The sequence below is a fragment of the Hymenobacter sp. BT730 genome (genome assembly GCF_030542105.1).
Classification (GTDB): domain Bacteria; phylum Bacteroidota; class Bacteroidia; order Cytophagales; family Hymenobacteraceae; genus Hymenobacter.
Genome location: NZ_JAUOFB010000003.1, coordinates 398,128 through 411,629, shown reverse-complemented (window position 1 = coordinate 411,629; position 13,502 = coordinate 398,128). Strand labels below are relative to the sequence as shown.

Sequence of the window (13,502 nt, the reverse complement as noted above, 5' to 3'; positions counted from 1 at the left end):
CTACCTTTGCAGAATTGCCTTCCAGCCCGGTTATTTGGGTTTTTGAAAGCGCAAAGTAGCCAAAATTGCCTCCGTCCCCAATCACACGGCGCGTTCATAATCTCCCTCATGTCACTTCCCTCAGCCTCTCACGTCCGCCAGCAATTCCTGGATTTCTTCGCCTCCAAAGGTCACCACATTGTGCCCTCGGCGCCTATTGTGGTGAAGGACGACCCAACGCTGCTGTTCATTAACTCGGGTATGGCCCCGTTCAAGGACTATTTCTTGGGCAACAAGCCTGCACCCTACAAGCGCATTGCCGATACGCAGAAGTGCCTGCGCGTGAGCGGCAAGCACAACGACCTGGAAGAAGTAGGCTACGATACCTACCACCACACCATGTTCGAGATGCTGGGCAACTGGTCGTTTGGTGACTACTTCAAGACCGACGCCATTAACTGGGCCTGGGAACTGCTCACTGAAGTATACAAGCTACCCAAAGAGCGCCTGTACGTAACGTATTTTGAAGGGGACGCCGGCGACAAGCTGGAGGCCGATACCGAAACCCAGAACCTCTGGCGCCAATACACCACCGATGACCGGATTCTGCCCGGCAACAAGAAGGATAACTTCTGGGAAATGGGCGACACCGGTCCCTGTGGCCCCTGCACCGAAATCCACATTGACCTGCGCGACGAGGCCGAAATTGCCCTGAAAGGCGGCGCCGAGCTGGTGAATGCCGACCACCCGCAGGTGGTGGAAATCTGGAACAACGTGTTCATGGAGTTTCAGCGCAAAGCCGATGGCTCGCTGGTGAAACTGCCGGCCCAGCACGTAGATACGGGCATGGGCTTTGAGCGCCTGATGATGGCTGTGTCAGGTGTGAAGTCCAACTACGACACAGACGTTTTCCAGCCGCTCATCCAGTTCATTGCCTCCGAAGCCGGCCTGAAATACCACGGCACCGCGCCCGCTACGGTGAACGACCAGCCCGTTACGGAAGAAGAGAAGACGGACATTGCCATCCGCGTTATTGCCGACCACATCCGCACTATTTCCTTCGCCATTGCCGATGGGCAGCTGCCCAGCAACGTGAAGGCCGGCTACGTCATTCGTCGGATTCTGCGCCGTGCCGTGCGCTATGCGTTTTCCTCGCTGGGCTTCAAGCAGCCCTTCCTCTACAAACTGGTGCCTGTGCTGGCCGACCAAATGCGCCTGATCTTCCCCGAGCTGAAAGCCCAGACGGCTTTTGTGCAGCGCGTGATTGAGGAAGAGGAAATTGCCTTCCTGAAAACCCTGGAAAATGGCCTGCGCCGCATTGATGCGCTGGAAGAATCCGTGCGCGCTCAGGGCGGTGTAATTGATGGCAAAACGGCTTTCGAGCTGTCGGATACCTTTGGCTTCCCGCTGGACCTCACGGCCCTGATTGCCCGCGAAAAAGGTCTGTCAGTGGATGAAGCCGGTTTCCAGAAAGCCCTGGAGGAGCAGAAAAACCGCAGCCGCAACGCCCAGGAATCGGAGCAGAGCGACTGGACCATTGTAACGCCTTCCGAGGAGCAGCCTGCTTTTGTGGGCTATGATCTGGAGGAAGCTCCCGCCCACATTTTGCGCTACCGCAAAACCACCATGAAAGGCAAAACCGAATACCACGTAGTGCTTGACCAAACACCGTTCTACGCCGAGTCGGGCGGACAGGTGGGCGACACCGGTTACCTGGAGTCGGACTTCACCCGGGTGCGCGTCATCGACACGAAAAAGGAAAACGACCTCATCGTGCACACGGTGCTGGACCTGCCCGAGGATCTGAATGTGCCCTTCAATGCCCGCATAGACCAGGCCCGCCGTGACCTGATCCGCAAGAATCACACGGCCACGCACTTGCTGCAGGCCGCCTTGCGTGAGGTAATTGGCACGCACGTGCAGCAGAAAGGCTCATTAGTCAACGAAAAGCTCCTGCGCTTCGATTTCTCGCACTTCACCAAAGTAACCGACGACCAGCTGCGCGACATTGAGCGCCTGGTAAATGAGCGGGTTCGTCAGCAGATTCCCTTGGATGAGCGCCGCAACGTGCCCATTGAGGAAGCCAAGCAACTCGGTGCTATGGCCCTGTTCGGTGAGAAGTACGGCGAGTTCGTGCGCGTTATCACCTTCGGCCAGGACCACTCCGTGGAGCTCTGCGGTGGGACCCACGTGCGCACCACCGGCGACATTGGGTACTTTAAAATTACTTCGGAAAGTGCCGTGGGCGCGGGCGTGCGCCGCATTGAGGCCGTAACCGCCGGTATTGCCGAAGCCTACGTGAACCAGCAGCTGGATTTGCTGCAGCAGGTGCGTGAGGCCCTGGGCAACCCCCAGCACCTCATCCCCAGCATCGAAAAGCAGACTGAGGAAATGGCCTCCCTACGCAAGCAGATTGAGCAGTTCGAGCAGCAAAGCATCAATCAGCAGAAAGACCAGCTGGTGAGCCAGGTGAAGCCGCTGAACGGTGTCAACTTCCTGGCCGCTCAGGTGCAGGTTTCGTCGGCCGATGGCCTGAAAACGCTGGCCTACAACCTGCGCCAGGCCGTACCGAATCTGGTAGCCATTTTGGGTGCTGAAATTGATGGCAAGCCGCAGCTGGCTGTGATGCTGGACGACGAGCTGGCCAAAACCGGCAAGCTGAACGCCAGCACGCTGGTGCGGGAGCTGGCCAAGGAAATCCAGGGTGGGGGGGGCGGTCAACCGTTCTTCGCCACGGCCGGCGGCAAGAATGCGGCTGGTTTGGGGGCTGCCATTGCCAAGGCAGAGGAACTGATAGGGAAGTCACTGGTATAGTCATCACGCACTAATACCAAGCATAGTAGGTTGCCGCGGTTATGAGTTTTTTACTCGTAGCCGCGGCAACTTGCTTAAAAGGAGCATCCTGCCATGGAGTAGACAACCTAATGACTGCGGGTGCGATACCGAAAGGCTATTTTGGCCGGTCGGCTTTGTGCAGAGGATATTTAGGGTCCATACTTACCAACGTATTGCGCAGGGTGCTGGCCACTACGTAGGCTTTGTACCAATTTTGGTCGGCAGGCACAATGTGCCAGGGGCAGCTATCGGGGTTACAGTGCCTGAATACGTCCTCGTACATCTTTTGATACTGGGGCCACTGCTTTACTTTTTCCTCGTCGCCGGCTTCATACTTCCAACGCTTATTAGGGTCTGTGACGCGCTCCATCAACCGCACGCGCTGCTCCTTCTGTGATATATGCAGGTAAAATTTGAGCACCGTAGTGCCTGAGTTCTGCAGTAACTTTTCAAAGGCATTTATAGCCGCAAAACGCCACCGGGCTTCATCCGCATTAATTAAGCCTGAGACTCGGGTAATCAATACATCCTCATAATGGGAGCGGTTGAAGACCTGCATCATTCCCCGGCGCGGCGTTTTTTGATGTATCCGCCACAGGAAATCGTGCCCTAGTTCCTCATTTGTAGGCTCTTTGAAGGAATGTACTTGCACGCCCTGTGGGTTTATTCCACTGAACACCTGCCGTATGAGGCCGTCTTTTCCGCTGGCATCCATTCCTTGTAAGATGATGAGGACGCTGCGTCGGTTTTCGGCGTAAAGGCGGTTCTGAAGTTCAATCAGCTCCTGTACGAGGTGTTGCAGCTTCGCCTCGGTGGCTGCCTTATGCATGTTATGGGGAGCATGGGTAGGCAGCTTGCTTAGATCGAAACCAGTGTTATCGGTATTCATAGCGCAGGGAGAACAAGGATTAATAACTGAATCACTCATGATGCTACCTTAATTACGACATGAAACAAAGCCAGATTTGAATCTGGCTTTGAATCTTGTAGCCCGGTTGCGACTTCAATTGCTGTTTCCGTTTATTATATGCCATTCAAAGCCAAATACATAAAAGCCAAATACCAGCCTGTCATTTGCCGCCAAGTGCATGCGCACCTGCCCGTAATGCTTAATTGAACATAAGCAAGCTATTGCACGAGCTGGCTAAGGTAATGCGGTGTAGAGGCGGGAGAGCTGGTAGAATAGTCTTTAGACTAAGCTTGTATTTTAACAAGAGGACGGTATTTTTGGAAGTCCATATAATTGCCAAACCGAGCGTTGTAAGGTACTGGGGGCATCCCCGCTACTTTCCGACGCTCGGTTTTTTTATTCCGCGTCATCTCCATTATTCTTCATTCATATTGATTCCCAAATGCGTATTTCTACCCTTGTTCTAGCCGGCACGCTGCTGGCTGGTTTTACCACCACCACCTCGGCCCAGACCTTTACTGACCCGGGCGCCTATAACAACTTCATTATTGGCGAGCAGCGGGCCATGCTCAAAAAGAACCTGCGCTATATCAGCAAGTCGGCGCACAGCGAGAACGAAAAAAGAATTGAGGCCAAACGGCTCGATTTGGTTAAGCAAACAGAAATTTCGCTTAACAAACTAGCTAAGCTACCCGCCTTCCAAGATGATAAAGGCTTCAAGGACCAAACCACCGAAGCTTTTTACCAGCTGCTGAAAGTGTATTCCGAGGACTACAAAGCGGTGGACATGATGGCCTCCACGCGCACGGGCAGCGTGGAAAACATGGAGCGCTATCTGCACGCCCAGGAAGTGGCCGAAGCCAAGCTGCAGGTGGTAAACGACAGTGTAAATGCTGCTCAAACGCGTTTTGCCAAGCGCCATAAAATGAGCATCAGCGAAGATCCGGAGGGCAAGCGCCTGGCCCAATACATGCGGCAGGTATCGGAAGTGAATGCCTACCAGCACCAGGTATTCCTGGCGCAGTTCCGGACGGAGAAAGCCAGCGCCATGCTGGCCGATGCTTTGCGCCTGCAAAATGCTGCCGAATTTGAAGTGGCCCGGGTGAAATTACTGGAGGATACCAGGCTAGCGCTGGAAAGCCTGGCGGCCGTACCCGCGTTCCGGGGCAAAGACATTCAGTACCGCAACGCGGCTCGCAACCTCATCAAGCATTACAACACCATGTGTGCTGATCATTTTGTGAAAATGAAGGACCTGATTGAGCGCAAAGACAAGCTTACGAAGGTGGATGTCGATAACTACAACAAGTACATCAACTTCTATAATACCCAGAATCAGAAGATGATAAATGCTTATAACCAGGCCGGAAATGTTTTCATGGCTACATACGTGCCCGTGTTTAACGATTAGCAAAAACAGCTACTGCCAGTCCGTCATCGGCCTCGAAGTACGCGCGCAACAGCACTGCTATTGCCAAAGCTGAAGCATTGCTCAGCAGCAGCCTGAAAAGCGCACAGCAAACAGTTTAAGGATAGACATGATAGAAGCGGACCTAATAAAAAAACACGGTAAAAAAGCCATGGGCATGGAGGAGCACGGCCACGCAGCGCAAACGTGGCGGCAGCGCCTACCCGATATTTTGCTGGAAATCGGCATTATCGTATTTGCTATAACCCTTTCCATTCAGCTTCACAGTTGGCACGAGCATTCGCTGGAGCGCGAAAAGGAGCGTAAATTTCTGGTGGGGCTGCGCCAGGATTTACAGCACGACCTGCAAGAAATGAGTGGGGATTCAACCTCCTATATAACGCAGATGCGGGCTATGCGCTACTACCTAGCTTATGCGGCCGGATTGCAGCCAGCGGATAGCGTGAGCTTTTACAGCTGGACGCTGCGCAATACTACTGTACTAATCCCTAATAACTCCCGCTTTGAAGGATTGAAATCGGTCGGCGGAATTGATATAGTGGAAGACGAGGAGTTGCAGGCAGGTATCCTGGATCATTATCAGGAGTTGATACCGGATTTGGTTTCAGAGTCCGATAACTACTCTTCCTATAAGCAGCAGCACATTGGAGCTTACCTCGACGAACACTTGGCTCCGGATAAGAAAAATTTTAAAGCCGTATTCACCAGTATTCCCATGCAAAACTATCTGATGCGCGGGAGAAATATACCGCTGATTATAAACAAGTACCACAAGGTGATGCAACACAGCCGCGGGCTTATCCAGCAGATCGACGGGCAGTTCGGGCAGCACTAAGATGCAGACTGCATTTTTGGTAAGCCTTTTTTACCATTAACAAGTTTAATGTCTGGTAGAGGCGTCCGGATAGTGTTTATCTTGCAGCCCCGGCGGTATTTCCGCCTTATTTAGGACGTATGGACGAAGCAATAAAAGCCAAATACCAGCCCGTTATCGGCCTGGAAGTACACGCGCAGCTGCTCACGCAGAGCAAAATGTACTCTTCAGATGAGAATGAGTACGGCGCGCTGCCCAACCACAACCTCTCGGTTCTTACCCTCGGCCACCCCGGCACACTGCCGCGGATTAACTACTCGGCGGTGGAGTTTGCCATGAAAATGGGCCTGGCTACCAGCTGCCACATTACGCGCACCAACCTGTTTGCGCGCAAAAACTATTTCTACCCCGACCTTCCCAAGGGCTACCAGATTACCCAGGACAAAACACCCATCTGCACTGGCGGCCACGTGGTAGTGCGTCTCTCGGATGGCACGGAGAAGAAAATCGGCATCACGCGCATTCACATGGAGGAAGACGCGGGCAAGAGCATGCACCTGGCCGGCGAAACCGAAACCCTGGTGGATTTGAACCGCGCCGGCGTACCGCTGATTGAAATCGTATCGGAGCCCGATATCCGTACCTCGGAGGAAGCCTACGCGTATCTGGCCGAAATCAAGAAGCTGGTGCAGTACCTGGGTATCTGCGACGGCAATATGGAGGAAGGCTCGCTGCGCTGCGACGCTAACATTTCCGTGATGCTGAAAGGCGCCAACCAGTTCGGGACCAAGGTGGAAGTGAAAAACATGAACTCCTTCCGCAATGTGCAGCGGGCCATTGAGTACGAAATTGAGCGGCAGATTGCGCTGGTAGAAGCCGGCGAGATTATCGACAGTGAAACCCGTGGTTTTGATGCCACAACGGGTACCACTAGCGGGCAGCGCAGCAAGGAGACTATGAACGACTACCGGTACTTCCCGGAGCCCGATCTGCCTCCCGTTATTATTGATGATGCCTGGTTACACCGCATGCAGCAGGAGCTGCCGGCTCTGCCGCACCAGCTCTACGCCCGCTTCACCGGCGAGCTGGGTTTGTCTGACTACGATGCCTCGGTGCTGACGGTGGAGAAAGACGTGGCCTTGTTCTTTGATGAGCTGACGCGCCTGACGCCCAATGCCAAAGCCGCCGCCAACTGGGTGCAGGGCCCGGTGAAATCCTTCCTCAATGAGCGCGCCCTCACGCTGGACCAGTTCCCGCTGAGCACCCGCCAGCTGGCCGACATTATTCAGCTCATCGACGAAAACAAAATCAGCCACTCGGTAGCCGCCAAACAGCTCTACCCTTATCTGCTCGATCACCCGACGCAGTCGGCTGCCGAAGCTGCCCAGGCCCAGGGATTATTGCAGCAGTCGGATGCAGGGGCGCTGGAAGCCATGATTCAGCAGGTGCTGGACGCCAACCCGGCCAAAGTAGCGGAGTACCGCGCTGGCAAAAAGAGCCTCACAGGCATGTTTATGGGCGAGTTGATGAAGCTGACCGGCGGCAAAGCCGACCCCAAAATGGCCAACCAACTCCTGCGCCAGAAGCTGGATGCCTAGCACTCATGTTGACTTAGCGTAAACCGAAAAACCACTAATAGCCTAGCGCTGTTAGTGGTTTTTCGGTTTTCAAGTTCTCTTCTATATCTTGTTAGTAACGCTGGTTGTCGGGCTTCCTGGATACTGCAATACTGGCGGTGGCCGTTAACTCAGGCAGGATTCTTCCGGGAATATCCTGAATTTACACGAAAACCGGCAACTTGCAGCCCCAAACCTGGTCTATGACCAAACGGCCGGTAAGCCCGCAGCTTATCCTCAATACTGATGCTGAAAACCCCTAAAAGTCTGCTCCTGATAGGCTCCGTGCTGTGCATGGCCAATGCCTGTAACAAATCGAATGTACCTACCTCGTCGGGTGCTAAGCCCGGTGCGGGCTTCCAGATCAGTGGGCAGCTGAGCAATGCTCCGGCAGGTACCAAGGTGTATCTGGCGGAGCTGGGCGAAGCCCAGTTCGTCTCGCGCGATACGGCTACCGTGGACGATAAGGGGCAATTCACCTTTAAAGGCACCGTGCCGGAGGCTGGCTTATACCAAGTAAAGCTGAACGACCAAAATCAAGCCTTGGTGGCCTTGGATAACAGTACCCAACTGGAGCTAAAGGGAGATGCCACTCGCCTGACGGAAGGCTATTCGGTGAAAGGCTCCGAAGATTCGGAGATGCTGCGCCAACTCGGTTCGGTGTTGAGTAAGGGCCGCGAATCGGGGCAGGCGCTGGAGCAGCGCTACAACGCTGCCGCCGCTGCTGGCCGCGCCGATTCTATGCAGGCCATTGAAGCGCAGTTTATGGCAGCTCAGACGCGCAATTCGGCCACCATCAAAAAACTCATTCGCCAGCGGCCTACATCGGTGGCCTCGGCCTTTGTGGTCAACAACCTTCTTAATCTGGAACAGGAGTTTCCGTTTGCCGACTCTATGGCTACGCTTTATAAGAAAGCCATGCCGGAGTCGCGCTATACTAAGGCGCTGGTTGCCCGGTTAGACCCCCTGCGGGCTACCGCAGAAGGTGTGCAGGCTCCGGAAATCAACCTGTCAGCACCAGACGGAAAAACGGTGCCTCTTTCCAGCCTGCGGGGCAAATATGTGCTCCTGGATTTCTGGGCCTCCTGGTGCGGCCCCTGCCGCAAGGAAAACCCCAACGTGGTGAAAGCCTATCAGAAGTTTAAAGGCAAAGGCTTCGAAATCTACAGCGTTTCCCTGGATCAAAACCGTGATAAGTGGCTCAAGGCAATTAAAGATGATAACCTGACCTGGACGCATGTTTCAGACCTGAAAGGCTGGGAAAGCGCAGCCGGCAAGTCCTATGGCATTACCTCAATTCCAATGTCGTTGCTGCTGGATCCTCAAGGAAAAATCATTGCCAAAAACCTACGCGGCCCTGCGCTGGAAGCTAAGCTGGCTTCGGTGCTGAAATAAGCTTTTGGTATTAGCGCTTAGCTATTAAAAAAGGCCCGTCAACTAAGTTGACGGGCCTTTTTTATTTGAAGTGAGAAAGACTTCCGTGGCTGCTAACTCAGAAACATGCGCTGCATAGCTTGCCAAAGCAGCTTTTTACGGCTGTTGTCCTCCTCAATAAGCTCAATTTCGGCGGCGGGCAGATAGGCGGCGTCGCCTACCAGTAAAACAGGCTCATAAAGCTGGGTTTTATGCACGGCTACATCCAACAGGTTTTTGCCGAAGGCAATAATTTGCTTGCCCGCCAGCTTCTGGCGCAGTGTGCTTAGAGCTACCGGCAGGTGAGACTCTACATTAATCAGCACCACATCTTCCATTACCAGCCGAATGGCTTTCAATAAGTTGTTCAGGAAGAAATTACGCGGCAGGCGCTGAAACAGTACCGGATCCATACGCACCAAAATTAACAGGCCGTTAGGGTTGCTGCCCAGCGTGGTAAAGGGCGTTTCCGTAAGTGGCGGCGCCGTGCGTACCGGAGGGGCCGGAGCAGCACTAACCGGACTAACTGGGACAGCAGGAGTAGGCGGCGGCGTGGAAACCGGAACGGCAGGAGCAGGCGGTGTTTTAAGCTGGCTCAGCGACGGTAGCCGGTTCAGGCTCGCGGCAGGTGCTGCAGGTGCTGGAGCCGGCGCAGGCGTTACGGGTACGGGTGCTGCCACTACCTCAGCCTTTGGTGCCGGAGCCACTACCGGCTCAACCGCCTCTAAGGCTGGTTCAGGCACCGCCACCGACGCTTCCTCCGCCACTGTGTACAGGGTTACGTTGGCGTAGAATTCCTGAAAAAAAGCAAGGTTTGCTTCTTGCATGGCTGGTGGCCCAACTAGGGCTTACTGCAGTTCAAAAAGGGCTTTCAGCTCGGTGGCGTCGGTGGGCTTCATGCGGCCGGCCAGAATCAGGCGCAGCTGCCGCCGGCGCAGGGCGCCATCGTACAGCTTAATTTCCTCCTCTGTTTCCGGCACTGCTTCCGGCACATCTATTGGGCGGCCCGACTGATCTACGGCCACAAAGGTGAAGAAGGCTTCGTTGCTCTTTACCTTGGTGCCGCTGGGAATATCCTCGGCCCATACATCAATATGCACTTCCATAGAAGAGCTGAAGGCGCGCGTCACCTGTGCCTGCAGCGTTACCACGTTGCCCAGCCGAATGGAGTCACGGAAGGAAACGTTGTCGACGGAAGCCGTAACCACAATGCGGTTGGAGTGCTTTTGCGCGGCAATGGCAGCGGCAATGTCCATCAAATGCATCATGCGGCCGCCCATCATATTGTTGAGGGTATTGGTATCGTTGGGCAGAACCAGCTCGGTCATGTTAACGAAGGATTCTTTGACGGGCTTCTGTTTGCGCGAGAGCATGAATAGGGTTTAAGCGGATGAAGGGTCGCAAAGATACAGCAGTTGGCAGTTTAGAGTAGCCATTTGCCAGTTCCTTCCGAAGCAAGTGCCGGAATAGCAATGTCTATTTCAAACGGACAACGCAAAACTACTTCTGCCAGCCGGCTTCACCTAGCAGGGGTACAAAACGAAAAACCTCAAAATCTTCGCGCGCAAAGGACTCCTCTGATTCCCGCACCACGCGGACCATGCGCTGGCTGCTGGCGTCGCCTACGGGAATTACCAGCGCGCCACCCACGCGCAGCTGGCGCAGCAGGGGCCGGGGCAGCGTGGGAGAACCGGCCGTAACCAGAATTTTATCGTAGGGCGCGTAGTCCGGCAACCCCAGGGAGCCATCCCCACAGAACAGGTGCGCCGGGGCGTGCATGCGGGCCATCAGGCGCTGCGTGCGTTCAAACAATACACGGTTATACTCAATGCTATATACCTGCCCGGTGAGGGCCAGCAGCACCGAACACTGATACCCCGAACCCGTCCCGATTTCCAGCACCCGGTCAGTGGGCTGCACGTTCAGCAGCTGCGTCTGATACGCTACGGTGTAGGGCTGCGAAATCGTCTGGCCTTCGCCAATGGGAAAAGCCTTGTCCTGGTAGGCATGTTCCCGGAAACCGGGCTCAAAAAACAGGTGGCGGGGTACGTGCTCCATGGCGGCCAGTACCCGCTCATCGTGAATACCTTTGCGCCGTAGCTCGGCTACTAACGCTCGGCGCTGCCCACGGTGCCGGTAAGTGTCAGTTTGCATGCACGAGGCAGGTTTAGGGGTTCACCAGAATGCCTACCTTTGCGCGGCCTGGGGGCGCCTTGTATCGGCTAAGGAGTTTGCAAAACTATCATTTGCCAGCTAGAAAACCGCATTTTTGTCCCTTCGTGGTTCCTGTCTTCCTGTTGTCTATTTCCTTCGCTTGATTCGAACATTCCAGAAGCTTAAACTGATGGCCGCCGACTTTGCCGGCGCGCTGTTGGCATGGATGGCGTTTTACCTGCTGCGTAAATACTTGCTTGGTGAGTTAAATGAAGGGTACCAGTATACGAGCGGGGAGCTGCTCACACTTCTGGGCTCGGCTTTTATGATTTCCAGCTTCTGGCTGGTGCTCTACACGCTTATTGGCGAGTACCGGGACATCTTCCGCAAATCGCGGCTGGGGGAAATCATTCGGCTGGCGCAGGTTTCGCTGCTCGGGGCCCTGGTAATTTTCTTTGCCCTGCTGCTCGATGATCAGGGAGTAAGTAACTACCGGCTGTATTACCGCACCATCACAGCCTATTTTCTGCTGCATTTTCTGATTACGGCCGTGTTTCGCATCTGGGCCGTGACCAGCGTGCAGCACCTGGTGCGCCGAGGCATCATTGCTTTTAATACGCTGATTGTAGGCTCTAATGGCCTGGCCTGCGAAGTACGCCGGGAACTGGCCCGCACCACCCGCTATTTGGGTTTGAAGGTAATTGGGTACGTGGCCGTAGGCGACACGGTGGCACCCGAGTTGGCCGAGGCCCTGCCGCTGCAGGGCCACTACCAGGAACTGCCCGAACTGGTGCGCAGCCTGCAGGTAGAGCAGATTGTCATTGCTATGGAGCCCGGTGAGCATCGCCTGATTCAGGATATTCTAACCCTGCTGGAAGGCACGCCCGCCCGGGTTAGTATTCTGCCCGACCTTTACCAGATGCTGCTGGGCTCGGTAAAGGTAAACCACGTGTTCGGCACCCCGCTTATTGAGATTAAGCAGGATCTGCTGCCGGTGTGGCAGGAAGTGGCCAAGCGTGGGTTAGATGTCCTAGGCTCAGCCCTATTTCTGCTGCTGGCCTGGCCCATTTATGCCTTCACGGCCATTATGGTGAAGCTGTCGTCCGCAGGGCCGGTGTTTTACAGTCAGGAGCGTATTGGGCGGTTGGGGGTGCCTTTCATGATCTACAAGTTCCGCTCCATGTACGTGGATGCCGAAGAACGGGGGCCGGCGCTGTCGTCGCTGAACGACCCGCGCATTACGCCCTGGGGCCGATTCATGCGCAAAGTGCGTCTGGATGAGCTGCCGCAATTCTGGAATGTGCTGAAGGGCGACATGAGCCTGGTAGGCCCCCGCCCGGAGCGCCAGTACTATATCGACCAGATAATGCTGGTAGCCCCGCACTACCGCCATCTGCACCGTGTGCGGCCGGGAATCACCAGCCTGGGGCAGGTGAAATACGGCTATGCCGAAACCGTGGAGCAAATGGTGCAGCGCCTCAAATTCGATATCCTATACATCGAAAACATGAGCCTGGCAATGGACTTCCGCGTGATGCTCTATACCCTGAAAATTATACTAGAGGGACGAGGGCAGTAAAATTCGGGTTGATTTCTTTAGTGAAGCGCGCACTCTAGAGGTCAAACAATAAGCCTGATTCCGCGCTTCACAGGGAATAAAATACTGCTCATGGCTTAGTTTACAGCCGCTCTCAAGCAACCAACCATGTTTACCGGAATTATAGAAGGCCTGGGGACCATCCAGAACGTACAACGTGAAGGCACTAACCTTCACTTCACTGTGGCCTCGCCATTTGCCGCTGAGCTGAAGATAGACCAGAGTGTAGCCCATGACGGCGTGTGCCTGACGGTTGTAGCTGTGGATGGCATGGCCGGCACCCATATAGTCACTGCCATTGACGAGACGCTGCAAAAAACCAATCTCAGCCAGTGGCAGCCCGGCCGCCGGGTCAATCTGGAGCGGTGCCTGGCCGCTAACGGCCGCTTTGATGGGCATATTGTGCAAGGCCACGTAGACCTGACGGCCACCTGCACGGCTGTGGAAGATCAGAACGGCAGCTGGGTATTCCGCTTCCGCCATGAGCCGGGCGCCGGCCGCGTTACGGTAGAAAAGGGCTCTATCTGCATCAATGGCACCAGCCTCACTTGCTTCGACAGCACGGATGAAACCTTCGCGGTAGCCATCATTCCCTACACCTACGAGCACACTACCTTTCAGGACTTGCGCCCGGGCGAGGTAGTGAATCTGGAATTTGATATTGTGGGAAAGTACGTGGCAAAACTGCTGGGGCGCTAGAGCTCAACATAGTGCCGCGTATCTGCGTAGCAAGCTCTCCACCAGCTTTGTTATAC

At 54.8% G+C, this 13,502-nt stretch carries 11 protein-coding genes; 7 read left to right on the top strand and 4 right to left on the bottom strand.

Annotated elements, in window-relative coordinates; translation table 11 throughout:
* Positions 1–108: 108 nt before the first annotated feature.
* Positions 109–2,793: an alanine--tRNA ligase gene (gene alaS, locus Q4G72_RS11650; protein WP_303311597.1), complete on the top strand. Its 2,685-nt coding sequence runs from the start codon at positions 109–111 to the stop codon at positions 2,791–2,793.
* 136 nt (positions 2,794–2,929) lie between these two features.
* On the opposite strand, the gene Q4G72_RS11645 is transcribed toward alaS, so the two are convergent.
* Positions 2,930–3,703, bottom strand: coding sequence for a PPK2 family polyphosphate kinase (locus tag Q4G72_RS11645; RefSeq protein ID WP_303311596.1), 774 nt, complete (start codon positions 3,701–3,703; stop codon positions 2,930–2,932).
* A 463-nt stretch (positions 3,704–4,166) separates the two neighbouring features.
* Here Q4G72_RS11645 and Q4G72_RS11640 point away from each other — a divergent pair, with 463 nt between their 5' ends.
* From Q4G72_RS11640 to Q4G72_RS11625, 4 genes are all read left to right on the top strand, one after another.
* Positions 4,167–5,135, top strand: coding sequence for an LIC11966 family surface protein (locus Q4G72_RS11640; RefSeq protein WP_303311595.1), 969 nt, complete (start codon positions 4,167–4,169; stop codon positions 5,133–5,135).
* A gap of 127 nt (positions 5,136–5,262) precedes the next feature.
* Positions 5,263–5,988, top strand: a complete 726-nt coding sequence (locus Q4G72_RS11635) for a hypothetical protein (protein WP_303311594.1) — start codon at positions 5,263–5,265, stop codon at positions 5,986–5,988.
* Between the two features lie 119 nt (positions 5,989–6,107).
* On the top strand, positions 6,108–7,565 hold the full coding sequence (gene gatB / locus Q4G72_RS11630; RefSeq protein ID WP_303311593.1) for an Asp-tRNA(Asn)/Glu-tRNA(Gln) amidotransferase subunit GatB: 1,458 nt from the start codon (positions 6,108–6,110) through the stop codon (positions 7,563–7,565).
* Positions 7,566–7,829: 264 nt separating this feature from the next.
* Positions 7,830–8,978: a TlpA disulfide reductase family protein gene (locus Q4G72_RS11625; protein ID WP_303311592.1), complete on the top strand. Its 1,149-nt coding sequence runs from the start codon at positions 7,830–7,832 to the stop codon at positions 8,976–8,978.
* A gap of 92 nt (positions 8,979–9,070) precedes the next feature.
* On the opposite strand, the gene Q4G72_RS11620 is transcribed toward Q4G72_RS11625, so the two are convergent.
* The 3 genes from Q4G72_RS11620 to Q4G72_RS11610 all read right to left on the bottom strand — a co-directional run bounded on the left by Q4G72_RS11620 (position 9,071) and on the right by Q4G72_RS11610 (position 11,150).
* Positions 9,071–9,823: a hypothetical protein gene (locus tag Q4G72_RS11620; protein ID WP_303311591.1), complete on the bottom strand. Its 753-nt coding sequence runs from the start codon at positions 9,821–9,823 to the stop codon at positions 9,071–9,073.
* 21 nt (positions 9,824–9,844) lie between these two features.
* Entirely contained in the window at positions 9,845–10,369 is a 525-nt protein-coding gene (locus Q4G72_RS11615; protein ID WP_303311590.1) for an acyl-CoA thioesterase, read from the bottom strand.
* 127 nt (positions 10,370–10,496) lie between these two features.
* The gene (locus Q4G72_RS11610; RefSeq protein WP_303311589.1) at positions 10,497–11,150 is read right to left on the bottom strand and encodes a protein-L-isoaspartate(D-aspartate) O-methyltransferase; all 654 of its coding nucleotides are present in this window, start codon (positions 11,148–11,150) and stop codon (positions 10,497–10,499) included.
* A 160-nt stretch (positions 11,151–11,310) separates the two neighbouring features.
* Here Q4G72_RS11610 and Q4G72_RS11605 point away from each other — a divergent pair, with 160 nt between their 5' ends.
* On the top strand, positions 11,311–12,729 hold the full coding sequence (locus tag Q4G72_RS11605; protein WP_303311588.1) for a sugar transferase: 1,419 nt from the start codon (positions 11,311–11,313) through the stop codon (positions 12,727–12,729).
* A 126-nt stretch (positions 12,730–12,855) separates the two neighbouring features.
* A complete protein-coding gene (locus Q4G72_RS11600) occupies positions 12,856–13,446 on the top strand; it encodes a riboflavin synthase (protein WP_303311587.1) in 591 nt (196 codons plus the stop codon).
* The last annotated feature ends 56 nt before the right edge of the window (positions 13,447–13,502 follow it).